Raw genomic sequence first — 22,946 nt, 5'->3', positions numbered from 1 at the left:
TACTTAATCTCCTTTGTGAATCATGATTTATTGGTCAAGCCTATACTTATTAAATCAAGCTTACTTGCGGGATGCAATCATAGATTTTCCTGTCATTTCCGCAGGTTGCGGAAGTTGCATCAAATCCAGAAGCGTTGGAGCTACGTCAGCCAGTATTCCATGCTCACGCAAAACGATATTTTCGTCAGTCAAAATGAACGGAACCGGATTAGTTGTGTGAGCTGTGAACGGACGTCCCTGCTCATCAATTTCCATATCCGCGTTACCATGGTCAGCAATGATAATAACCACGCCGCCTTTGGCTTTAACCGCATCTACAACACGTCCAACACATTCATCCGTCGTCTCTACCGCCTTAATCGTTGGCTCCAGCATACCGGAGTGTCCAACCATATCCGGATTGGCAAAGTTCAGGATAATCGCATCATGCTTGTCGGCTTCGATTTCCTTAACAGCAGCATCCGCTACTTCATACGCACTCATTTCCGGCTGCAAGTCATATGTAGCCACTTTAGGCGAGTTGATCAAAATACGAGTTTCGCCAGGAAGCTCCACATCACGTCCGCCACTGAAAAAGAAAGTAACGTGCGGATATTTTTCAGTCTCAGCAATACGCAATTGCTTTTTGTTGTTTTGAACCAACACTTCACCAAACGTGTTATCCAGGTTTTTCGGTTCGTAAGCTACAAAGCCTTCAACCGTTTCGCTGAACAACGTCAGGCAAACAAAGTGCAAATCTTTAGGCAATTTCGGGCCACGGTCAAAACCACGGAAGTCCGCGTTTGTAAATACCTGAGACAGTTGAATCGCACGGTCAGGACGGAAATTGAGGAAGATAACAGAGTCATTGCTTTCGACCAGCCCTACAGGACTTCCGTCAGCCTTCACAATAACCGTTGGCTCCACAAATTCGTCGAACACTGATTTTTCATACGATTCTTTCAATGCTTCCATTGGATCTGTGTATTGAGGGCCTTCTCCGTATACGATTGCACGGTAAGATTTCTCCACACGTTCCCAACGTTTGTCGCGGTCCATAGCATAATAGCGTCCTTGTACAGTCGCAATTTTGCCTACGCCCACTTCTTGAATTTTGGCGATCAGTTGCTGCATGAAGCCTACGCCGCTGTCAGGCATAACGTCGCGTCCATCCATGAAAGCATGAATGTACACTTCAGTTAAGCCTTCTTTTTTCGCCAAGTCCAGCATAGCGAACAGATGGCTGATATGGCTATGCACGCCACCGTCAGACAACAGTCCGTACAGGTGAAGTTTCGTGTTGTTCTTCTTAGCATGTTGCACTGCTTTAACCAGTGTTTCATTGTCGTAGAACTCACCGTCACGAATGGACTTCGAAATACGAGTCAAGTCTTGATATACAATTCGGCCTGCGCCGATGTTCAAGTGACCTACTTCGGAGTTACCCATTTGTCCTTCAGGCAGACCCACTGCTTCGCCAGAAGCCGTCAGCGTTGTATGAGGATACTGTTGTAAATACCGGTCGTAATTCGGTTTGTTGGCCTGCGCAACCGCATTACCTTCTACGGTGTCACGCAATCCGAACCCGTCCATAATAATTAAAGCTACCGGTTTTGGTGCTGTCATCTTACTTCGCCCCCTCAACAAGCGCGATGTACGACGCCGGTTGAAGACTGGCACCGCCCACAAGCGCGCCGTCGATATCGCTTTGACCCAGGTACTCAGTAACATTTTCAGGTTTTACACTGCCACCATACTGAATACGTACAGCATTTGCTGTATTTTCATCATACAGCTCTTTAATCAGACTACGGATATAGGAAATCACTTCATTCGCATCCTGCGAAGTGGAGGATTTGCCTGTTCCAATGGCCCAGATTGGCTCATAAGCAACAACTACTTGTGCAGCCTGATCCTTAGCCAAACCAGCAAAAGCTGCTACAGTTTGCACTTTTACAACCTCTTTGGTTTGTCCAGCTTCACGATCTTCCAGCTTTTCGCCTACACATACGATTGGAGTCAGGTCATGACGGAATGCTGCATGAACCTTTTTGTTCACCGTTTCGTCTGTTTCATTAAAATATTCACGACGCTCGGAGTGTCCGATTACAACGTAGTCTACGCCCAGATCTTTTAGCATTCCACCGCTAATTTCACCTGTAAATGCGCCATCTTCTGCAAAGTGCAGGTTTTGTGCGCCAATTTTAATAGACGTGCCTTTTACTGCTTCAACCAGAGCAGGAAGATTCGTAAATGGTGCGCAAATCACGCTTTCCACTCCTGCAACCTCTGCTTTGCCTTTGATCTCCTCGATGAAAGTTTTAGCTTCTGGTACGGTTTTAAACATCTTCCAGTTACCCGCGATAATCGGTGTTCTCAATGGTTTCAACTCCTAACTATTAGGTGCCCTAAAGCTTTATTCACGCATAGTGCGTTTGATTATTTATCGTTAAGTGCAACAACACCCGGAAGTGCTTTGCCTTCCATAAATTCCAGAGATGCGCCGCCGCCAGTGGAGATATGATCCATTTTGTCAGCCAAGTGGAATTTTTCAGCCGCAGCCGCTGAATCACCGCCACCAATGATGGTGTATGCTTCAGTTGTTGCGCAAGCTTCCGCTACTTCACGAGTACCACCAGCGAAAGGTTCGATTTCAAATACGCCCATTGGTCCATTCCAAACAACCAATTTGGAGTTTTTGATCACATCTGCATAGATTTTACGTGTTTTCGGTCCGATGTCCACGCCTTCCCAATCTGCAGGAATGCCGTCGATATCCACAATGTTTGTGTTCGCCGTAGCGCTGAAATCGTCAGATACAACAATATCAACCGGAAGGTAGAAGTTTTTGCCGAGCTTCTTCGCTTTTTCGATAAATCCAAGAGCTACGTCCAGTTTGGATTCATCCAGTAGAGATTGACCCACTTCATGACCTTGAGCTTTGAAGAATGTATAAGCCAAACCACCGCCAATGATTACGTTATCTGCAATGTTCAGCAGGTTGTCAATCACGTCGATTTTGTCTTTTACCTTGGAACCGCCGATAATGGCTGTAAAAGGACGATCTGGGTTTGAAAGAGCTTTACCGATTACAGACAATTCTTTCTCCATCAGCAGGCCGGAAACAGCCGGAAGAAGATGCGCGATACCTTCTGTGGAAGCATGAGCACGGTGTGCTGCACCAAATGCGTCATTCACGAAAACGTCTGCCAATTCAGCAAATTGCTTCGCCAATTCAGGATCATTCTTTTCTTCTCCTGCATAGAAACGTACATTTTCAAGCAACAGCACGTCGCCGTTTTGCAGTTCAGCCACTTTCGCTTTAACAGCTTCGCCTACCGATTCGTCCACTTTAACTACTGGTTTTTTCAGCAGCTCAGACAAACGTACGCCAACAGGAGTCAGACGCATGGATTCAACAACCTGACCTTTTGGACGTCCAAAGTGACTCGCCAAAATAACTTTTGCACCTTTTTCAATCAGGTAGTTAATGGTTGGCAAGGTTTCACGAATACGCTTGTCATCCGTAATTTTACCGTCCTCAACCGGAACGTTAAAATCTACACGAACAAACACCCGTTTTCCATTCAGTTCTATATCACGTACGCTCTTTTTGTTCATCTCCATATTCCTCCGCACCCTTATAATTTTACGAATCAGGAATTCAAGGCACATTTGATATATAAAGAGCGGAAACAATAACCTGTTTCCGCTCTATGATGTTGCTCAATAAGACTGTTCTTATTTAGCCAGTTTTGCGAAGTATTCCAACGTGCGGATCAATTGTGCAGTGTAAGACATTTCATTGTCATACCAAGCTACAGTTTTCACCAGTTGTTTGTCGCCAACAGTCAGAACTTTAGTTTGAGTTGCATCAAACAAAGAACCGAAAGTAAGACCTTTGATGTCGGAAGAAACGATTTGATCTTCAGTGTATCCATAAGTTTCAGGATCGGAAGCTTCTTTCATCGCAGCGTTGATTTCTTCAGCAGTTACGTTTTTCTCCAGAACTGTTACCAGCTCAGTCAGGGAACCTGTAGGTACTGGAACACGTTGAGCCGCGCCATCCAATTTACCTTTCAACTCAGGGATAACCAAACCGATTGCTTTAGCAGCACCAGTTGTGTTAGGAATGATGTTTTCAGCTGCTGCACGAGCACGACGGAAGTCTCCTTTAGCATGTGGAGCATCCAAAGTGTTTTGGTCGCCAGTGTAAGCATGAATTGTAGTCATCAAGCCTTCAACGATACCAAATTTATCTTGCAGTGTTTTAGCCATAGGAGCCAGGCAGTTTGTTGTGCAAGAAGCACCGGAGATTACAGTTTCAGTTCCGTCCAGAATTTCATGGTTTACGTTGTAAACGACAGTTTTCATGTCGCCAGTAGCTGGAGCGGAGATAACAACTTTTTTAGCGCCGCCTTTCAAATGTTTCTCAGCAGCTTCTTTAGTTGTGAAGAAACCTGTACATTCCAGAACGATGTCTACACCCAGGTCTCCCCAAGGCAGTTCTTCAGGGTTGCGGTTAGCCAAAACTTTAACTTCTTTACCGTTTACTTTGAAGAAGCCGTCATGTACTTCTACTTGTCCTTGGAAATTACCTTGTGTTGTATCATATTTCAACAAATGTGCCAACATTTTGGAATCTGTCAAGTCATTGATTGCTACTACTTCAATACCTTCCACATTTTGAATCCGGCGGAAAGCAAGGCGTCCAATACGTCCGAAACCGTTAATACCAACTTTAACTGTCATGAGTGAGTTCCTCCCAAAGTTCGTTTAGTTTAGTTTTATATATTCAAGACAGACCCGAAAGCCCGTCAAGACAACAATATTCATAAATCCTATATTAATCATTTAAATAACGACTTACAATCTCAACAGCAGCGCCTTCGTCGGTGACTAGAATGTCCTCTTGCCCGAAACGCAGTACCGCATGAATAGCGGCCGCCTTGTTTTTGCCTCCAGCTACACCTAGAACCGTATCGGTACGCCTAATGTCCTCCAATCGGAGTCCAAGCGTCAGCATTCTGTGAACAACGACGCCATCTTCGTTAAAGTAATAACCAAACGATTCAGCTACCGCTCCTTCACTGCTGATCTGGGCAAAGGTTTCGGGATCAAGTTTACGTCTATGTGCCATCGCTATGGCGTTGCCTATCCCGTGAATGATGATACGACTCTCGCGAATCAGGTTCAATATATCCTGAATGTTCGTATCTTCAAGCAAGGAGTTGTAAGCATGATTGCTGAGCAAATCCGGTACATGGAGCAGACGGTATTGAGCGCCTACCTTGCGAGCCATTGTGGAAGCAATTGTGTTGGCCTGCATTTCCATGCTTTCTCCCAAACCCCCGCGTGCCGGTACAAACCACCCACCCTTAAGTGGGCCATTAGAAGGTAGTGCCAGTTGTTCCGCCACGTCGGCAATTGTCGTGCCACCTGTTACAGCGACCACATCCTCGTCGTCCATAACACTCAGCAACGCTTTTGCTCCAGCGCGCCCCAGCTCCTGCTTTGTTAACGGAGAAGCATCCGAATCCCCTGGAACGACAACCACCTTCCTCAAACCATAGGCTTGACGAATCTGGTCCTCCAATTGGGACAGGCCGAACAAGTTGTTCGCAATCGGCTCCAGCTGTTCCAGCAGATCCAGTCCTGCTTTGCTCACCTTCATGCCTACACTCTCAATCTCAATTAGCCCCTGAGCTTTAAGAAGATCGGTTTCGGCGCGCAACACGCGCTCAGTCATGTTCAGTGAAGCTGCCAGTGTTCTGCGTCCAACAACATCGGACAGCATAATCTGATGCAGGATCGTGTACCTTTTTTTCAAAACATCCATGAGGTCGGGCAGAAGCTGCTTCTGTATTTCTAATATCTTTCGCATGCTTTCCACTCCCGCACACTTCTAAGTTCTGTCTCTAATGCTCTATCTCTAACTGGTCTCAAAACGTCCCGGGATAACTTTTTAAGTCCCACGTATATCTTAACCAATATTTGCTCCATATGCAAGTCTATCTGAACCTATATTTCTCAACCATTTATCTGAATATGCGCATTTAATAAAAGCTTGCAATTCACTGCTGTATATCATATAATCATCTTTGTTTCCAATTAACTGTTTAATTAGTTAGTTGTTTGCATTGAATCAACTATGCGCCCGTGGTCCAACGGATATGACGTAGGCCTCCGGAGCCTGAGATCGAGGTTCGATTCCTCGCGGGCGCGCCATTTTAAATGAACGCTTAGATGCTTCTATATAATGTTTTAACCAATAAGAGCGCTGAGGGCTCTTTTTTTTAATCATTAGTTTGACTTTCTTTGACTTTTTGTTTGAAATTGTTTATCATGTGGTTATTACGGTAACAGTTTATAAATAAGGGACGTGTAATCGGCATGTCCACCAAATCCACTAACGATATTTAAGGGAGGTTTTTTGACGTGAGCTATGTTCCTATGGTAGTAGAACAAAGTAACCGCGGCGAACGCGCCTATGACATTTATTCCAGACTGTTAAAGGATCGCATTATTTTGTTAGGCTCGGACGTCAATGACGTTGTAGCCAACTCTATAATTGCGCAAATGCTGTTTTTGGCTGCCGAAGATCCTGAAAAAGATATTCACTTGTATATTAACAGCCCTGGCGGTTCCATTACAGCTGGTATGGCCATTTTCGATACGATGCAATACATTAAACCTGACGTATCTACGATTTGCGTAGGTATGGCGGCTTCCATGGGCGCGTTTTTGCTGAATGCAGGCGCCAAAGGTAAACGTTTCGCTTTGCCAAACAGTGAAATTATGATTCACCAACCCCTGGGTGGTGCACAAGGTCAGGCAACGGATATCGAAATCCGCGCACGCCGCATTCTGAAAATGCGTGATAAACTGAACCGCATTCTCGCAGATCGCACAGGCCAACCACTGGAGCGCATTGAAAAAGATACAGACCGTGACTACTTCATGTCTGCTGATGATGCCAAGGAATACGGTATTATTGATAAAGTGCTAACTAGCTCCTCTCCAGAAGGTGTATAAGAGAAGAAATTTACCTCTTTCGATAACTGGTAAATGAAAAAGCTGCTCCGGATGTCCTTATCCGGTAGGCAGCTTTTTTGCTTTATTGTTTTTTAGGTTATAGACAATTGGACTTATTTATTTCTACTATTCATTCTGTCCCGCAAAAGGCTTTCCACCTTGAGGCAGCAGTTGACCGAACGAGTAGGTGAACTCAGGAATTCCATACGCGTATGGCGCATAATCATACAAATCAAACACGATTGTTACTCCACTGTTAGTCACATAAAAATTCTGATCTGCCGCCAGCTCTTTAAATTTGCCGAATCCTTCGCCAGCCTGAAGTGCATCGATTTTTTTCTTCAAATCAGCATTGAGAAACTTTTTGTAGTTCGGATTTGCCTTCAATACGTCAGACAATTGCAGCAGTTTACCATCAGCGAGCGAGAACGTATATCCTTTACGTGCCGTCATGCCATGCGCGCCACCCGTATACGAGTAGTCCTGCATAATCACACTCAGAATACCATCTTTGTTATAGGCAATCACAAAATCATTTCCGAACTCATACGGTCTTTCTGTTGTAGCCTCTCCCTCAGCCATCATCTTTTTGCCTGCTGCCAATATACCTTCTGCATGCTTTTTAAGCACATTGTTAATGGCCTGTTGAGCCTCAGAATTCAGCTGGCTACCGCTGATTTGCGGGTACTTAATTTTGTAGGACACCTTCGCACTACTCGAAGCTGGAAGTGTTTGAGACGCAATTGTAATCGGATTTAGCTGGCTTTTACTCAGCGTTACTGTTTTCTGAGCTGCATTCCATTGAGCATCTATGCCCAGATAGTCTTTCAGCAAACTCATAGGAATATATAGCTTCCCAGCGATCTGTTTGGCATCCATACTACGTGTATTGATTCCATTGACGTTGACGTAGGCATCCGAGGAAGAAGCCATAATGTAAAGTTTATTGTACCCGCTACCTACGGTATATGTCGCTGTTTTCGCATCATAGCTTACTGGAATCCCCAAGCTGTCGCGCAGTGCGGCCACCGGAATCATTGTACTCCCGTTCACTTGGACACCTTTAGCGGGCAACGTTTTACCATTCCATTGGATGGTGATTCCTGGTTGCTGTGTTGTCGCTTGCTGCTGTTTCGTCGATGCTGCCTGGATATAGGAAACGGGAACAGCTGTGACTCCTGCGAAAATCCCTGCCGCCAGCAGTGCTGAACCCCATTTTTTTGCATGCTTACTCATATTAAATATTCCTCCTGTTAATGATCTGTATTGTCTATGTGTGATAACTACTTTTATTATTATATCTATACCCTATTGTATGTAGTTTACAATCTGTACACTCTCCGATTTCAATATGTACACCTAATAACTCTTAGCTATGACAGACTCATTACAAAAAGGTTTCGGTATACAAAAAAAGCCAGCAAGCCAGCCTGCACATGATGCTGGCCGCTTGTGGCTTCGTTTGATGATCTATATTAGTTCATTTCGTATTGAGCCGACACCTGAACTTTCACTGTTACTTGCCCCGATTGTATCTCTGTCCCGCCACCTGCTACGTCCAAGAGCGATTTTGACATGGCATTTTCACGTTGTGTAAAGATTTGTGCTTCTCCGCCATCTACCGTCACACTCACAAGAGCACCTAACCCGCGTTTGGCTGCCTTAGCTACAGCACTGGCTTTAGATTGTGCGCTTCCCAATGCCTTAGTAATGGCTTCTTCTTCATAAGTCGAAGGATTTTCCACGGAAAAACGTACATTATCTACGTTATTGGCTCCGGACTTGGTCGCCTCATCCAACAACTGACCGATTTTATCCAAATCGCGGTATTTGACGGAAAGTGTATGGTTGGCAGTGTAGCCTTTGAGCTTCTGCCCTTCTTTTTCGTTATAGGTGTAGTTAGGCTGTACATAAAACTGGCTGGTCTGAATGTCATCTGCACTAATGCTCCACTTTTCTTTCAGCAGTTGTGTAACCTTGTTCAATTTTGTAGCATTGGCTTTTTGAGCAGCGGCTGCCGTATTCCCTTCCGATTGTACACCGATAGAGAGATAAGCAATATCGGGCTTCGCCAATACTTCCCCGCTTCCAGTCACATTAATTACACCGTTTACCGTCGAAGCTGTTGACGCAGCATAAGCACGATCTGCCCCCGTCCATAATCCGCCTGCTACTCCCCCTGCCATTAATGCTCCTGCGAGAACTGCCGTGGCTACTGTTTTTGTCCAAAGTCTCATTGAATTCAACCTCTTTCTTGAAAATGTTTGTACCTTCCAGACGGAAAAGACGGAAAAAGGTTGCAGCCAAGCGTACAAATTTCCGAAACAGAGCATGACCACGGGGATTTTAATTATTTATAGTTTGAACTTAATACGGTGTCTATATTCAACAAATCCATCCATAAAACAGTTAACGGAGGAGTTTTCGAAGACTTTTTTCTGGATACAAAAAAAGCCCCAAAGGGGCTTTTCACTAAGAGCATACACCATATCACAAAGCAAATCTTTGTTTATTGATTTTCCAGCTCTACCTTACTAACCAGACTTACTAAAGCGTTTACAGCCTGTTCGGCGTCCGCACCTTCAGCACTAATATTGATTTCAGTACCTGTACTGATGGCAAGACTCATAATACCCATGATGCTCTTGGCATTAACCTTTTTGTCTTCTTTTTCCACAAAAATCTCAGATGAATATTTATTCGCTTCCTGTACGAACAACGCAGCAGGTCTGGCGTGCAGTCCTGTTTTCAAGCGTACGACTACCGGATGTTTTGACATGTCAGCTTACCCCCTCATCAAATAAATCTGGACACTACTTACTCCATTTTATTTATCACATTATAACATTAACCCGGGACAGACACTAGAAAAAAAACTAAAAAAACCGGGGCTGAAAGCCCCACGGACATTCTTTTTACGGAATCAGGCCATTTTCGCCCCTGATTTTGTCAGCCATCTCATCAATTTTGCGAAGCCGATGATTTACACCCGATTTACTCACGACCCCTTTGAGCATTTCCCCGACTTCTTTTAAATTCAAATCGGGATGAGCGAGTCGAATTTCTGCCACTTCACGCAGTTTATCCGGCAAGGTCTCCAAACCAACTTCCCGCTCCAGCAACTTAATATTCTCAATTTGCCGGACAGCAGCTCCGATCGTCTTGTTCAAATTAGCCGTTTCACAATTGACAATGCGATTTACGGAATTGCGCATATCGCGCATAATGCGTACATCTTCAAATTTGAACAAGGCTTGATGCGCCCCAATGATGCTAAGCAGCTCAATGATCTTCTCGCCTTCCTTGATGTAGAGAATAAAACCTTTTTTTCGCTCAATACAGCGAGCATTTAGATGAAATTCATTCGCAAGATCAACGAGTGCCTGACAATGCTCCTCATACATCGAAGAAATTTCAAGGTGGTAAGACGATCCTTCAGGATTGTTGACAGAGCCACCTGCCATAAAGGCGCCCCGCAAATAAGCCCTCTTACAACAGTTTTTCCGAACGATATCCCGATTAATCCCGTCAGTGAACAAGAAACCTTCTGAGACGATATAAAGATCCTTTAACAGCTGTTGCACACCATTGGGAATACGGACAATGTACACATTATTTTTTTTCAAGCGCATTTTTTTCCGTACAAGCAGTTCGATATGAAGTTGAAAATGCTTCTTGATCAAGGAGTAAATCCGCCTTGCAATCGCGGCATTTTCTGTGGACACGTCCAATATCACCCTTTTATTCGACAGTTGTACGGATCCGAGCATACGTATGAGCGCAGATAGTTCCGCTTTCTCACAGCAGGACTGGCTTTCAATCATCGTAAGCTCTTTTTTCGTTTGTGCCGCAAAGGACAAGGGACTCACCTCCTTCTTAATATCCAGTTTTGTACCAATTGGTAAATATGCTGGCTCAATTTGTCGGCATCATGCCGTAGATACGTACGGAACAGAACTAATGTATCTGCCACCACTTTATATCCCCGATCGGTCAGCTCGCCCATGTCTACTTGAACTGGCTTAGCGCCCTGCTCGGCATACATTTCCTGTACTTGGGGTGGAATTTCTCCGTTATTTACAATGACATAGTCGAAGAGATGATGCCCTACATGCTCAAAAATAGCTTGCAGGTGATCTCCTACCGTATAGCCATCGGTTTCTCCAGGCTGGGTCATAACGTTACAGACAAATATTTTGATAGCGTCTGATTTTACTACAGCTTCAGCGAGTTTAGGTACAAGCAGATTCGGTAATATGCTGGTATATAGACTGCCGGGGCCAATCAAAATCGCATCAGCCTCATTAATGGCCTCTACAGCCTCAGGCAACGGCTCCACGTGAGTCGGTTCAAGAAAGACGCGTTTGATTCGTCCGCCCGCTTCCGGGATCTTGGACTCTCCGGTAATCACCGTGCCATCCTCCATTTCGGCACTTAGCACAACGCCTTCCTCTGCTGCCGGCAGCACGCGTCCCCGGACAGCAAATACACGGCTAAGCTCACGCACCGCCGTTACAAAATCTCCCGATATATCGGTCATCGCTGCTAAAATCAGATTACCCAGGCTGTGGCCTGACAATCCTGATCCCGCACCGAAACGGTATTTCAGCATATCTGACATCACTGGTTCCACGTCAGCCAAGGCAGTCAGCACATTGCGAATATCCCCTGGAGGGGGCATCTGCAGCTCACTGCGCAAAATCCCGGAGCTTCCGCCATCGTCAGCGACTGTAACAATAGCCGTAATATCTAGCGGCTTTTGCTTTAAGCCCCGCAGCATGACGGACAAGCCGGTTCCGCCGCCCATAACAACAATACGTGGGCGCTCCCGTTGTGATCCGGTCTCTTTCATGATTTCACCTCATTAATGCCGGTCCCGATCAGCATCCCGATGCGAAACAGAAACAGATTCTGTCTCGCTGGCACCCAGCATTTTTCCTAAATACTCCGATATTGCAACAGAACGATGCTTACCGCCAGTACAGCCAATGCCGATAATGACCTGGCTTTTGCCTTCTTTGCGATATTGCGGAATCAAAAAGTGTAACATATCCAGCAACTTGGTCAAGAATGCCTGAGTCTCGGGCCATTTCATGACATAATCATATACATCGCTATCCTGTCCCGTGTGGGGACGTAGTTGGTCCACATAGTGGGGATTAGGCAGGAAGCGCACATCGAATATAAGATCGGCATCAATGGGAATACCATACTTGAAGCCAAAAGAAGTAATGTTCACGGAAAGCATACTGCTCTCCAGATGAGAAAATCGTGAAATAATCCTCGCCTTTAAGGTTGCAGGCTTCATCACACTTGTATCAATAACCTGTGTAGCCGAGCTTTTTAATTCTTCCAACATCTTGCGCTCCAACCGAATCCCATCCAAAGGCATGCCGTCTGGAGCCAGCGGATGACGTCTACGGCTTTCCTTATACCGCTGTACGAGAACGCCATCATTCGCATTTAAGAATAAAATTTCACAATGAATCGTAAAATGATCTTTAATATAATTCAACGATTCAGACAAGGCGGTGAAAAATTCTCGTCCGCGTAAATCAATTACGAGTGCCACCTTGCCTATTTTACCGTTAGACTGCTCAATCAACTCGGCAAATTTGGGAATCAGTACAGGAGGCAAATTATCAACGCAGAAGAAGCCCAAGTCTTCCAGGCTCTGAACCGCAATGGTCTTCCCTGCGCCTGACATCCCCGTAATAATAATGAGCGTTGCCCACGGCGCAGCATTTTTTAGGTTATCTGTCATATGGACTTCCCTCTCCTTTTGCTTCTTCGCTCTATGCCAGTACCCGTATTATCAGTAACCTGTGGATCAGGAACGTAGCAACAAACCAGCTGCCCCTACGATACCTGCGTCATTGCCCAGCACAGCTGGAACAATCGATACCCCTTTTTGAAGGGGCTCAGGTGCCAGTTTGGTGTACACGCGACGCATCTCTTCAAACAAAAAGTCGCCTGCTTTGGAAACACCGCCACCTATGATAAACAACTCTGGATTAAGCACAGCGGCAACTGCTGCCATAGATTTCCCCAAATAGAAAGCAGCACGGTTCACGATACGCAGAGCGACTTCATCCCCGGCTTTAGCAGCATCAAATACTTCCTTGGCAGCAATTTGATCTTCCAGCGCCAGAGAGGTCCGGTCGCCACGTTCCACAGCGTCCTTGGCCATACGAATGATGCCTGTTGCGGAAGATACAGTTTCCAAGCAACCCATTTTGCCGCATCCACACTGAATAGCCTCCAGATCAGGTACGACACTGATATGGCCAATTTCTCCGGCCATGCCCGAAGAACCTTGGTATATTTTACCGTTTATAATAATGCCGCCACCTACTCCTGTTCCCAGGGTATAGCATACGCAGTTTTCTATGCCTTTGCCTGCACCAGCCCAAGCCTCACCCAGCGCAGCAACATTCGCATCGTTGTCTATTTTCACAGGCTTGCCAATCCGGTTCTCTAGGAGCGCACGGATCGGTACGTCACGAAAGCCAATATTAGGAGCGAGGACAATAATACCATCACGAACATTCGTAAAACCTGCAACGCCTGCACCGACACCCTTTAGTTGATCCCACTCATAAGGAGATTGCTCAACAATATGCCGCACATATTTTTCGATATTACCGATGACAACGTCTACACCTTTATCGGTTTCGGTTGGTCCCTCATATGTGTGCAAAAGCTGTCCGTTTTCATTACAAATGCCGACTTTAATCGCGGTACCGCCCAAATCGACACCTACATAGATACTTTCAGACATGTTCCAAGCCACCTTTATGTTTACTTAAAAACCTGGTATGAAATATACGCTTACAATTCCTACTTCATAATAGTAATCCTACGTTCCAACTATAATTGAAGCCCCCGTTACGGTCAAGGACACTTCCTTGTTGAAAAGTGTACGATTAGCGGAATTTTTAACCTCATGCACCCATAAGAAAAACGTCTATTGACGTACTTTCAAGGAAGCCAGACCACGCTTAACGGAAATTTTTCTTGCGATTATAGATTGTTCAGCTCCGCTGAAAACTTATAAATTCTATAATCATAAAAAGGAGAAAGCCTGTGCAAACGCAGCAGGCTTTCTCTTCCTGAACAAAAGATGCGGCATAACAGAGGTTTCCTTCGCTCTCCCGTTAGCCTTTTTGTATACCATAGACACGCTTTTATTGATCCAGTGTTTCGCTCCAGTCGTGAACAGCACTGCCTTCGAGATACTTCTCGCAGTCCATAGCCGCCATACAGCCCGTTCCCGCAGCCGTAATAGCTTGACGGTAACGGTTATCCTGTACGTCCCCACAGGCAAAAACTCCGGGGATGTTCGTTTCCGTTGTGCCTGGCTTTACTACAATATAGCCGTGTTCATCGGTATGAATTTGTCCGTTCAGGAAACCTGTGTTCGGTGTATGCCCGATGGCTACGAACACGCCATCTACCTCAATCAGCTCATCCTGATTGGTCTCATTATTGTGTACCTTCAAACCTTTTAAGCCAGCTTCTCCCGTCACAACTTCCAGAGGAGTCCGGTTTAATGCCCAATGTACTTTTTCGTTCTCACGCGCACGATCTTGCATAATTTTGGATGCCCGCAACTCATCGCGACGATGGACCAAGGTTACACTGGAAGCAAAACGGGTCAAGAAGCTCGCTTCCTCCATGGCTGAATCGCCACCGCCAACCACGACAATCTTTTTCCCGCGGAAAAAGAATCCATCGCAAGTTGCGCACGTGCTGACTCCGCGACCTACATTGTCCTGCTCACCCGGAATGCCTAGATATTTGGCGGACGCACCTGTAGCAATAATGACCGACTCCGCCTCAATGATACCTTTACCCTCTACCTTCACTTTAAAAGGGCGTTTGCTGAAATCTACTTCCTCTACCCATCCGGAAGTAAATTCAGCGCCAAAACGTTCAGCCTGCTTGCGCATATTATCCATCAGTTCAGGCCCGAGGATACCTTGCTCAAAACCCGGGAAATTTTCAATTTCGGTCGTTGTAGTAAGCTGCCCACCGGGCTGCATCCCTTCAATGATCAGCGGATTCATGTTAGCGCGTGCCAAATAAATAGCCGCTGTGTAGCCTGCAGGACCTGTACCAATAATTATGGATTTATACATACGTTTGTTGCCTCCTTTAAGTGATGTTTGGAGCAGGTCTCAGACCTGCTTTTTAAACGTGGAGAGCGGCTGCTTCAGCTTCTGTTTGATACCACACACGCTGTCAATCTGGCGTGCATAGCGGCTTACGGTCGATACGGAAATACCATAACGATCGGCTACTTCCTGATAGGTGACTGAATGATGATGCATTTTGGCTGTCAAATATTCCAGCGCCGCTGCCCATCCCTCAGTATGCTGAACCATCGGAACTTCCGGGGCGAGCCGATCCAAATACTCCAGCCAAAGCGATTTCAAATCGTGCTGCATGGCCGGATCTGATGGCTTGCTCATGACGGTCAGTACCTTATCCAGCACTGCCTGCCATTGTGGATCGACTGGGGAAGCAGATACATCACCTTCAATTGTATGCGGATCGTTCTCAACCTCCGACTGATCAGAATGTTCCGTTTCCGGGTACATTTTCTGCTCACCCTGCTCCGCCAGCTCTTGCAATACTTGCAAGGCACGACGTTTCAGCTCATCCTCCTGGTCCGGGTCTTCTACGAAGGACTCCAGTGCCTGACGCACCTCATCATCACCGATCAGGCTTAACGCCTGAATGACCTGAAGCTGAGTCGCCCGGTCCCCGTGGCGCAAGGCCCAGAAGAAGGATGATCGGATTAGCGGGTCCTTCTTCATGCTGTCAGGCACCTGGTCAGCACCAAACTTCTCCCACATGCGGAATTGCTCCTCAAACGGGAGATGATAATGATAGCTGAGCACTTGCAGCGGTGTACCCTCCTGCTGGAGTTCCTCCAGTCGGGACAGGAAAAACCGCGGAACTTCCGAGGAAGCATCCTGCTTTTGCAAATGACTCCACAACCGCCGAGCTTCCGCATATCTTCCCGTATTGCTGGCAGCTACCGCCGTGTAATGGTACAAAGAAGCGTCCGCATTGTTCTCTCCATCGCCATGAAGCAACCTGCGGAAATGTCTGTAGGCCTCCTCGTGGCGTCCGAGAATCCCCATAGTGGTCGCCAGCTTGAATACCTGCTCCTCCTGAAACGGTATAGTAACCGCCAAAGTCTGCACCAGACGATCCAATTCCGGGCCGCCGCCCTCGTGCTGATAAAAGATCGCCAAGTTGCACAATGCGTGTAAATTACCCGGCTCATCTTCCAGCACTTGAATAATGGTAGCCTTAGCATTTTGGAACAATCCCATGTAGTAATACGCCAGCGCCAGATTATTCCGCGCAGCGAACATATCCGGTTGTTCCTCTGAAATTTGCTTGAGCAACTGGGCTGCCTGAGCAAATTTCCCCTCCTCCAGCAGGACACGAGCCTGATCATGCTCTACTACTCCCTGCCGGGCCTTAATGCGGTTCAGCTTCGTTGGACGGTCCAGCTCATAATAGAGCAGCTCCATCATTTCCTCCGCTTCATCAAGAAACTGGCCTTCTTCGTCCTCCTCCAGGTACGTGACCAATGCTTTCTCCGCTTCTTCAAACTGCTCCATATTAGCGTAATTATTCGCCATATAGAAATAACACTCTGTCATCGACGAGTCTACGTCACTTAGAACAGAGGACAGGATCTCATTCGAACCTGCATAATCCCCCATCTCTGATAATATACCCGCCATATTGCAATGATTCACCGGATTATCCGGTTCATATTCAACGGCTTTGCGAAAATATTTCAATGCCTTGTCATAATGATTGCGATCAAGCGAGCGCACAGCTTTCTCAAAAAAGAAAGATGCGTCGAAACGCAAAGCAATAATTTTAGGGCTAGGTTCCGATACTCGCAGATGTTTCCCTTTCATAAATAACCAAGGCACCTCCTTTAAAAGTAACTGGCATGTTCATACCCTTCAGTATACCACAACTTCAAAACGACTTGACAGTCGATCCTACCTCATTCCAAAAAACGGATATATGCTCGTATACCGATAGATATAGATACAAGAATACGCTAAATAGCCGAGCGCTTTTTCCCTGTATAAATAGGGAGCGTTCGGCTAGCCACTGGATATGATACTTAGACCCAATAAACGTAATAATTAAAGCGTCAGCGGCACCAGCGAGCGCTCGCGATGCTGAAATACGGCAAGCTCGCGATAGCCGACTTCATATAGAAGCGCGCGTGCCTTCTCCAAGTGCTCGGACAGCTTCGCCGGATCATGAGCATCCGATCCTACGGTCAGCGGGATGCCTAGCGTAAAAGCTTCTTCCAGCATGCGGCGGCTCGGGAACATCTCGGCACAGGGCTTCGAAAGCCCTGATGCATTCAGTTCCATCGCCCGACCGCTACGGGCAACGGCTGAGAGTGCGGAGCGCTCCAGTTCACGCAGCTCCTCCATTTCCTCCGGCTTCGGATGATAGCCGAAGCGCTTAATGACATCCAGATGACCCATGATGTCATACAAACCGGTAGCTGCCGCCTTGGAAACCGCATCATAATACGTGCGGTACACCTCAAGCACATTTTTGCCTTCCCAATGGTGTACCTGACGGAAGTCCGTGACATCCCATTCACCGAGAAAGTGGACGGAACCAATCACATAATCCCAGGGATACGCGGTGATGATGTCCTCGATTTCTCGTTCCCAGCCCTCGATGTAGTCGCCTTCCAAGCCAACACGAATATCAATTTGCCCTTTAAAACGCTCCTTCAGTTCCAAACATTCTTCCACGTATCGGGGAAGCTCCTCCATAGGCATCGCCATTTCCGGATAATAGTCAGCCGGTTTTACATGCAGTAGTGGCATGTGATCGGACAAGCCGAGCTGATCTAGCCCCAGCCGAATTCCCTGCTGCACATACTCTTCCAGACTCCCTATGGCATGCCCGCAGCGGGCGTGATGCGTATGATAGTCGATTTTCATGCGACCCTCCCCCTTTCAACACTACAACAAACCGTACTAATCACGACGAGGACGTTCATGACGGCGATTCAGCTCAGCCAGCACGTCATCGAGCGGTAGCTTGCGCTCCTGCAACAGCACCAGCAGGTGATAAATCAAATCGCTGACCTCCAGGCGCAGTTCGTCATTATCTTTATTTTTGGCGGCAATGATTGTCTCGGATGCTTCCTCGCCAACCTTTTTCAAGATTTTGTCTACACCTTTATCAAAAAGATAAGTCGTATAGGCCCCTTCAGGACGTGTCTCTTCGCGCTCCTTAATAATCGCCTCCAGCTGGGCAAGCACCTCAAAGCGGTCTGCTGAAGCATTGGAAACATCATTTACCAGCGTGTGGTCTCCTGCATTTCCTGCAACAGGTGCTACAGCCGTTCCTGGCGCGGAAATATCACGAAAAAAGCAGCTCGTTGCTCCTGTATGACAGGCAGGACCACTCGGAATGACACGTACCAACAGGGCATCACCGTCACAATCCAGCTGGATGGAGGTGATTTTTTGCGTATTCCCCGAAGTAGCCCCCTTATGCCACAGCTCCTGTCTGGAACGAGACCAGAACCAGGTCTCTCCCGACTCCAAAGATAGTTTCAGCGACTCGCGGTTCATATAGGCCAGCGTCAGCACCTGAAGCGTAGCATCATCCTGCACAATCGTCGAGACAAGACCTGCCTCATTCCAGCGGACATTATCCAGTATCTGCTCCAGAGATAGCTGTTGGTTCAATTCGTTGCTCATCGTATCTCCACTCCTCTGCGCTTCAAATCCCGTTTTAGCTCAGGGATTCCTATTTCTTTATAGTGAAAAATCGTTGCTGCTAATCCAGCATCCGCTTTGCCCGCCGTAAACACGTCATAGAAATGCTCCTGTTTGCCTGCTCCGCCAGAAGCGATAACTGGAATCCCAACGGTATCCGATACCGCGGAAGTCAGTGGCAGGTCAAAGCCGTCCTTGGTTCCGTCCGCATTCATGCTGGTCAGCAGAATCTCACCGGCTCCCAACTGCTCAGCTTCCTTGGCCCAGGCCAAGGCGCGGATACCAGATGGCGTGCGGCCTCCGTGCGTATACACTTCCCACTCGCCCCACGCCTTGTTGTACTTGGCATCAATGGCAACAACGATACATTGTGAGCCAAAGCTGCGCGCACCCTCCGCAATCAGCTGAGGGTTACGGACAGCTGCCGTATTTACGCCGATTTTATCAGCTCCGGCACGCAAAATGCGTTTCATATCATCGACATGAGATATCCCGCCACCTACGGTGAAAGGAATGGCAATTTCCCCGGCTGTCTGACGAACTACTTCTTCCATGGTGGCACGCCCTTCAACTGAAGCAGAAATATCCAGAAATACGATTTCGTCTGCCCCTTCCCGGTCATAAAGCGCCGCCAATTCCACCGGATCGCCTGCATCGCGTAAGTTCACAAAATTAACGCCCTTAACCACCCTGCCATCCTTTACATCCAAGCAGGGAATAATACGTTTAGCCAGCATGCCTACTCCCCCTATGCCTTTGCTACAGCTTGTACGGCGACCTGTAAATCAATGCTGCCTGTATACAATGCCTTACCCACAATAGCACCGCCCACACCCTCTTTCGCATAGGTGCTCAGCGTGATTAGATCGTCCATCTTGCTGACACCGCCGGAAGCGATCACGGTTCGTCCACTGCTTTTCGCAAGGGCTACGATAGCCTCAACATTCGGGCCTTGCATCATTCCGTCGCGGGAAATGTCTGTGAAAATGAACGTTTCAGCTCCCTTGGAGGCCAACTCAGCAGCCAATTCGTCCGCTCGAACCTCCGAGGTTTCAAGCCATCCGCGCGTGGCCACATAGCCATTCCGTGCATCCAGACCAATGGCGATCCGATCACCGTAGGTACCCAATACCGCTTCCGTAAAAGCACGATCCTCAATCGCTGCCGTCCCCAAGATCACACGGCTCACGCCCAGCGACAACAGCCGCTCGACATGTTCACGTGTACGCAGGCCGCCACCCACTTGTACAGGCACTTGCACCGCAGAAGCGATGCGCCCAATGAGCTCATCGTTCACCGGTTGACCTGCTTTAGCACCATCCAAATCAACCAAGTGAATGTAGGAGCCGCCCAAACGCTCCCATTCTTGGGCAACCTCCACCGGGTTTTCGTTGTATATCGTCTCCTGGTTATAATCTCCTTGTACCAGTCGTACACATTTGCCATCGCGAATATCAATCGCCGGGTATATCGTGAACAAAGTATGACCCCCCTGTGAGCTATTCAACATCTATATGCCTTTACATCAATCAACGACCAAAGTTCGCGTACCTCCAACTGCAGACTCACGAATCGTTACGCTCGCTTTTCCGCTTCCGCTAGTTCCAAAAACTGACGAAGCAGTTGCATCCCCATTTCCCCGCTTTTCTCTGGGTGGAACTGCATGCCATATACATGGCCTCTGCCCACGATAGCCGTTACGGGCCCACCGTAGTCGGTCACCGCCAGCAGGTCACTTTCGACCTCCGGCTTCGCATGATAGGAATGCACAAAATACACATGTCCTTCCTCCAAGCCCTGTAGCAACGGGTGATCCGGCTGAGTCATACGCAGACGATTCCAGCCCATATGCGGCACTTTAACCCCCAGATCAGGAGCAAACCGAATAACCTCGCCTGGTAAAATATTAAGCCCTTCGTGACTGCCGTATTCTTCACCACGAGTGAATAACAGTTGCATTCCTAGACAAACACCGAGCAGCGGTTGTCCAGCGCTTGCAACCTCCTGAATCACCCGATCCAATCCGCTGGAACGCAAATGCTCCATAGCGTCCCCGAATGCCCCTACACCCGGCAAAATCACACCGCTGGAGGAACGAATCACTTGGGCATCTCCCGTTACTACAGCCTCATAGCCAAGACGCTCAACCGCCTTGCTCACACTATGCAGATTGCCTCTGCCGTAATCCACAATAGCAATGGACATGGACTACAGCACTCCCTTCGTTGAAGGCACTCCCGTCACTCGCGGATCAATGGAGGTCGCTTCATCCAGTGCACGTCCCAGTGCTTTGAACACCGCCTCAATCATATGGTGGGTATTTTGCCCGTAGTGAACGATGACGTGTAGCGTCATGCGAGCCTCCAACGCAAATTTCCACAGAAATTCATGCACCAGCTCTGTCGAAAAGCTCCCTACCTGCTGTGATGGATACTCCGCACGATACTCAAAATGGGGTCGGTTACTCAGATCAATGACAACTTGCGCGAGCGCCTCATCCATCGGTACAAAGACGCTGGCATAGCGCTTAATTCCTTTTTTATCACCCAACGCTTCCAGTAAGGTTTGCCCCAAACAAATACCAATGTCCTCCACGGTATGATGATCGTCGATATCAACATCCCCTCTGGCCTGTACATTAAGATCAAATTGTCCGTGCTTGGTGAACAAATCCAGCATGTGATTCAGAAAAGGAACATCCGTTTCAATCTCAGCTTGCCCTGTGCCGTCTACTGCAAAAGATAGCTGAATATCCGTTTCGTTCGTCTTCCGGCTGACGCTGCCTGTACGTCCTGTTACGTTATTTTCGTTCCCCATCGCCATCCACCGCCTTCTTTTCATTGTCCAATCGAACTTGTATCGCCCGTGCGTGACCTTCCAGTCCTTCATGGCGGGCAAGCTGCATAATCGTCTCTCCATTGCGCAGCAGTGCTTCCTTGCTGTAATAGATCATACTCGACTTCTTGATAAAATCATCAATATCCACTGGCGAAGAAAACCGCGCCGTTCCATTCGTCGGGATAATGTGGTTAGGTCCAGCAAAATAATCGCCTACCGGCTCCGAGCTGTACGCTCCCAGGAAAATAGCTCCCGCGTTTTCGATCAGACCCACATGCTCCATCGGCTGCTCTGTCATAATTTCCAAATGTTCTGGTGCCAGTTGGTTTACAATATGGATACCCTCTTCCAAAGTGTCGACGACAATGATAGCCCCGTATGCCTCCACAGATGCAGCAGCAATATCTCTACGCGGCAGCTCTGCCAATTGGCGCTGTACTTCAGCTGATACTTCTTTGGCCAAGCGTTGCGAGGGCGTAACCAGTATGGCTGAGGCCATTTCATCATGTTCCGCCTGTGAAAGCAGGTCGGCCGCTACATAAGAGGCATTCGCCGTGTCGTCAGCCAACACGACAATTTCACTTGGTCCCGCTATACTGTCGATATCCACCGCGCCGTACACCTCTCGCTTCGCTAGCGCTACATAAATGTTGCCGGGACCGCAAATTTTATCGACTGGTTCAATGCTATGTGTTCCGTAAGCGAGAGAGGCAATCGCCTGCGCTCCGCCAACCCTATATATTTCCGTTACACCAGCCTCTGCCGCAGCTACCAGTGTATATGGATCTATCCCTGCCTTGCCGCCTGTAGCCGGGGGTGTCACCATGACAATCTCCGGTACACCAGCTACCTGAGCGGGAATGACATTCATCAGCACCGAGGATGGATAGGCTGCTTTACCGCCCGGAACATACACGCCTACACGTTTCAACGGTCGGATAATTTGGCCGAGCAAGCTACCATCCGGCTGTAAATCCATCCACGAATTACGTTTTTGCTTCATGTGAAAAGCACGGATATTATCCGCCGCCTCTCGAATCGCCTGTAAAAAAGAAGGCTCTACCTTGTCATATGCCGCCTTCAATTCTTCCTCCGTCACACGAAGTTGCTCTGCTACCAGCGATACACCATCAAACGATTGCGTATACCGCAGGACAGCCTCATCCCCCTCTTGGCGTACCGAATGAATAATGGTACGCACAGCCTCATTTTGCTCAGGTGTGCCGTAATCCACCTCCCGTTGGAGGCTGAAATCACGGGCTGATACGATCTTCATTTGTCCATTCCCCCTTACTT

General features: G+C 47.6%; 22 protein-coding genes and 1 tRNA gene. 2 read left to right on the top strand and 21 right to left on the bottom strand.

Features of this window, described 5'->3' with window-relative positions; translation table 11 throughout:
* Positions 1-60: 60 nt before the first annotated feature.
* The 5 genes from gpmI to ACM1ND_RS00690 all read right to left on the bottom strand — a co-directional run bounded on the left by gpmI (position 61) and on the right by ACM1ND_RS00690 (position 5,863).
* Positions 61-1,605, bottom strand: coding sequence for a 2,3-bisphosphoglycerate-independent phosphoglycerate mutase (gpmI, locus tag ACM1ND_RS00710; protein ID WP_028541876.1), 1,545 nt, complete (start codon positions 1,603-1,605; stop codon positions 61-63).
* Between the two features lies 1 nt (position 1,606).
* Positions 1,607-2,359, bottom strand: coding sequence for a triose-phosphate isomerase (gene tpiA, locus ACM1ND_RS00705; protein WP_023986490.1), 753 nt, complete (start codon positions 2,357-2,359; stop codon positions 1,607-1,609).
* A 59-nt stretch (positions 2,360-2,418) separates the two neighbouring features.
* Positions 2,419-3,600, bottom strand: a complete 1,182-nt coding sequence (locus tag ACM1ND_RS00700) for a phosphoglycerate kinase (protein WP_025722932.1) — start codon at positions 3,598-3,600, stop codon at positions 2,419-2,421.
* A gap of 120 nt (positions 3,601-3,720) precedes the next feature.
* Positions 3,721-4,731, bottom strand: coding sequence for a type I glyceraldehyde-3-phosphate dehydrogenase (gene gap, locus ACM1ND_RS00695; protein ID WP_023986488.1), 1,011 nt, complete (start codon positions 4,729-4,731; stop codon positions 3,721-3,723).
* A gap of 94 nt (positions 4,732-4,825) precedes the next feature.
* Positions 4,826-5,863 (bottom strand): sugar-binding transcriptional regulator, encoded by a 1,038-nt coding sequence (locus ACM1ND_RS00690; RefSeq protein ID WP_023986487.1) that lies wholly within the window; start codon positions 5,861-5,863, stop codon positions 4,826-4,828.
* Between the two features lie 269 nt (positions 5,864-6,132).
* Here ACM1ND_RS00690 and ACM1ND_RS00685 point away from each other — a divergent pair.
* Together ACM1ND_RS00685 and clpP are read left to right on the top strand one after the other, a co-directional pair.
* Positions 6,133-6,207, top strand: a tRNA-Arg gene (locus tag ACM1ND_RS00685).
* A 210-nt stretch (positions 6,208-6,417) separates the two neighbouring features.
* Positions 6,418-7,014 carry an ATP-dependent Clp endopeptidase proteolytic subunit ClpP gene (clpP, locus tag ACM1ND_RS00680; RefSeq protein ID WP_013368815.1) on the top strand — a complete coding sequence of 199 codons (597 nt, stop codon included), beginning with the start codon at positions 6,418-6,420 and terminating at the stop codon, positions 7,012-7,014.
* 126 nt (positions 7,015-7,140) lie between these two features.
* Here the strand turns inward: clpP and ACM1ND_RS00675 are convergent, their stop codons facing one another.
* From ACM1ND_RS00675 to hisD, 16 genes are all read right to left on the bottom strand, one after another.
* Positions 7,141-8,250, bottom strand: coding sequence for a PdaC/SigV domain-containing protein (locus tag ACM1ND_RS00675; protein WP_254349147.1), 1,110 nt, complete (start codon positions 8,248-8,250; stop codon positions 7,141-7,143).
* Between the two features lie 239 nt (positions 8,251-8,489).
* Positions 8,490-9,251 carry an SIMPL domain-containing protein gene (locus tag ACM1ND_RS00670; RefSeq protein ID WP_013308258.1) on the bottom strand — a complete coding sequence of 254 codons (762 nt, stop codon included), beginning with the start codon at positions 9,249-9,251 and terminating at the stop codon, positions 8,490-8,492.
* 272 nt (positions 9,252-9,523) lie between these two features.
* Positions 9,524-9,793, bottom strand: a complete 270-nt coding sequence (locus ACM1ND_RS00665; protein ID WP_013368811.1) for an HPr family phosphocarrier protein — start codon at positions 9,791-9,793, stop codon at positions 9,524-9,526.
* 136 nt (positions 9,794-9,929) lie between these two features.
* Positions 9,930-10,874: a DNA-binding protein WhiA gene (gene whiA / locus ACM1ND_RS00660; RefSeq protein ID WP_013308256.1), complete on the bottom strand. Its 945-nt coding sequence runs from the start codon at positions 10,872-10,874 to the stop codon at positions 9,930-9,932.
* 5 nt (positions 10,875-10,879) lie between these two features.
* Positions 10,880-11,866 carry a gluconeogenesis factor YvcK family protein gene (locus ACM1ND_RS00655; protein ID WP_023986485.1) on the bottom strand — a complete coding sequence of 329 codons (987 nt, stop codon included), beginning with the start codon at positions 11,864-11,866 and terminating at the stop codon, positions 10,880-10,882.
* A 12-nt stretch (positions 11,867-11,878) separates the two neighbouring features.
* Positions 11,879-12,778, bottom strand: a complete 900-nt coding sequence (rapZ, locus tag ACM1ND_RS00650) for an RNase adapter RapZ (protein ID WP_013308254.1) — start codon at positions 12,776-12,778, stop codon at positions 11,879-11,881.
* A gap of 66 nt (positions 12,779-12,844) precedes the next feature.
* The gene (locus ACM1ND_RS00645) at positions 12,845-13,795 is read right to left on the bottom strand and encodes an ROK family glucokinase (RefSeq protein ID WP_023986484.1); all 951 of its coding nucleotides are present in this window, start codon (positions 13,793-13,795) and stop codon (positions 12,845-12,847) included.
* A gap of 406 nt (positions 13,796-14,201) precedes the next feature.
* Positions 14,202-15,155, bottom strand: coding sequence for a thioredoxin-disulfide reductase (gene trxB, locus ACM1ND_RS00640; protein WP_013308252.1), 954 nt, complete (start codon positions 15,153-15,155; stop codon positions 14,202-14,204).
* 39 nt (positions 15,156-15,194) lie between these two features.
* Positions 15,195-16,964, bottom strand: coding sequence for a tetratricopeptide repeat protein (locus ACM1ND_RS00635; RefSeq protein ID WP_023986482.1), 1,770 nt, complete (start codon positions 16,962-16,964; stop codon positions 15,195-15,197).
* 237 nt (positions 16,965-17,201) lie between these two features.
* The gene (gene hisJ / locus ACM1ND_RS00630; RefSeq protein ID WP_023986481.1) at positions 17,202-18,026 is read right to left on the bottom strand and encodes a histidinol-phosphatase HisJ; all 825 of its coding nucleotides are present in this window, start codon (positions 18,024-18,026) and stop codon (positions 17,202-17,204) included.
* Positions 18,027-18,062: 36 nt separating this feature from the next.
* The gene (hisIE, locus tag ACM1ND_RS00625; protein WP_023986480.1) at positions 18,063-18,794 is read right to left on the bottom strand and encodes a bifunctional phosphoribosyl-AMP cyclohydrolase/phosphoribosyl-ATP diphosphatase HisIE; all 732 of its coding nucleotides are present in this window, start codon (positions 18,792-18,794) and stop codon (positions 18,063-18,065) included.
* Positions 18,791-19,549, bottom strand: a complete 759-nt coding sequence (hisF, locus tag ACM1ND_RS00620) for an imidazole glycerol phosphate synthase subunit HisF (RefSeq protein WP_023986479.1) — start codon at positions 19,547-19,549, stop codon at positions 18,791-18,793. Before hisF ends, hisIE begins: the two co-directional genes overlap by 4 nt.
* An 11-nt stretch (positions 19,550-19,560) precedes the next feature.
* Entirely contained in the window at positions 19,561-20,292 is a 732-nt protein-coding gene (gene hisA, locus ACM1ND_RS00615; protein ID WP_023986478.1) for a 1-(5-phosphoribosyl)-5-[(5-phosphoribosylamino)methylideneamino]imidazole-4-carboxamide isomerase, read from the bottom strand.
* A gap of 95 nt (positions 20,293-20,387) precedes the next feature.
* Positions 20,388-21,017: an imidazole glycerol phosphate synthase subunit HisH gene (gene hisH / locus ACM1ND_RS00610; protein ID WP_023986477.1), complete on the bottom strand. Its 630-nt coding sequence runs from the start codon at positions 21,015-21,017 to the stop codon at positions 20,388-20,390.
* A gap of 3 nt (positions 21,018-21,020) precedes the next feature.
* A complete protein-coding gene (hisB, locus tag ACM1ND_RS00605) occupies positions 21,021-21,629 on the bottom strand; it encodes an imidazoleglycerol-phosphate dehydratase HisB (RefSeq protein WP_013308245.1) in 609 nt (202 codons plus the stop codon).
* A complete protein-coding gene (gene hisD / locus ACM1ND_RS00600) occupies positions 21,613-22,926 on the bottom strand; it encodes a histidinol dehydrogenase (RefSeq protein WP_264454304.1) in 1,314 nt (437 codons plus the stop codon). Before hisD ends, hisB begins: the two co-directional genes overlap by 17 nt.
* Positions 22,927-22,946: the final 20 nt, after the last annotated feature.

This window comes from Paenibacillus sp. JJ1722 (assembly GCF_048282685.1).
GTDB classification, from domain to species: domain Bacteria; phylum Bacillota; class Bacilli; order Paenibacillales; family Paenibacillaceae; genus Paenibacillus; species Paenibacillus polymyxa_B.
Note: the sequence above shows the minus strand (reverse complement) of the source record. Positions and strands in the feature narration are given on the sequence as shown.

Bases quoted from the DNA above. Each gene is read 5' to 3' on its own strand.
- gpmI (WP_028541876.1), bottom strand. From the start codon at position 1,605: ATGACAGCACCAAAACCGGTAGCTTTAATTATTATGGACGGGTTCGGA.
- ACM1ND_RS00700 (WP_025722932.1), bottom strand. From the start codon at position 3,600: ATGAACAAAAAGAGCGTACGTGATATAGAACTGAATGGAAAACGGGTG.
- gap (WP_023986488.1), bottom strand. From the start codon at position 4,731: ATGACAGTTAAAGTTGGTATTAACGGTTTCGGACGTATTGGACGCCTT.
- ACM1ND_RS00690 (WP_023986487.1), bottom strand. From the start codon at position 5,863: ATGCGAAAGATATTAGAAATACAGAAGCAGCTTCTGCCCGACCTCATG.
- ACM1ND_RS00675 (WP_254349147.1), bottom strand. From the start codon at position 8,250: ATGAGTAAGCATGCAAAAAAATGGGGTTCAGCACTGCTGGCGGCAGGG.
- ACM1ND_RS00670 (WP_013308258.1), bottom strand. From the start codon at position 9,251: ATGAGACTTTGGACAAAAACAGTAGCCACGGCAGTTCTCGCAGGAGCA.
- ACM1ND_RS00665 (WP_013368811.1), bottom strand. From the start codon at position 9,793: ATGTCAAAACATCCGGTAGTCGTACGCTTGAAAACAGGACTGCACGCC.
- ACM1ND_RS00655 (WP_023986485.1), bottom strand. From the start codon at position 11,866: ATGAAAGAGACCGGATCACAACGGGAGCGCCCACGTATTGTTGTTATG.
- rapZ (WP_013308254.1), bottom strand. From the start codon at position 12,778: ATGACAGATAACCTAAAAAATGCTGCGCCGTGGGCAACGCTCATTATT.
- ACM1ND_RS00645 (WP_023986484.1), bottom strand. From the start codon at position 13,795: ATGTCTGAAAGTATCTATGTAGGTGTCGATTTGGGCGGTACCGCGATT.
- trxB (WP_013308252.1), bottom strand. From the start codon at position 15,155: ATGTATAAATCCATAATTATTGGTACAGGTCCTGCAGGCTACACAGCG.
- ACM1ND_RS00635 (WP_023986482.1), bottom strand. From the start codon at position 16,964: ATGAAAGGGAAACATCTGCGAGTATCGGAACCTAGCCCTAAAATTATT.
- hisJ (WP_023986481.1), bottom strand. From the start codon at position 18,026: ATGAAAATCGACTATCATACGCATCACGCCCGCTGCGGGCATGCCATA.
- hisIE (WP_023986480.1), bottom strand. From the start codon at position 18,794: ATGAGCAACGAATTGAACCAACAGCTATCTCTGGAGCAGATACTGGAT.
- hisF (WP_023986479.1), bottom strand. From the start codon at position 19,549: ATGCTGGCTAAACGTATTATTCCCTGCTTGGATGTAAAGGATGGCAGG.
- hisH (WP_023986477.1), bottom strand. From the start codon at position 21,017: ATGTCCATTGCTATTGTGGATTACGGCAGAGGCAATCTGCATAGTGTG.
- hisB (WP_013308245.1), bottom strand. From the start codon at position 21,629: ATGGGGAACGAAAATAACGTAACAGGACGTACAGGCAGCGTCAGCCGG.
- hisD (WP_264454304.1), bottom strand. From the start codon at position 22,926: ATGAAGATCGTATCAGCCCGTGATTTCAGCCTCCAACGGGAGGTGGAT.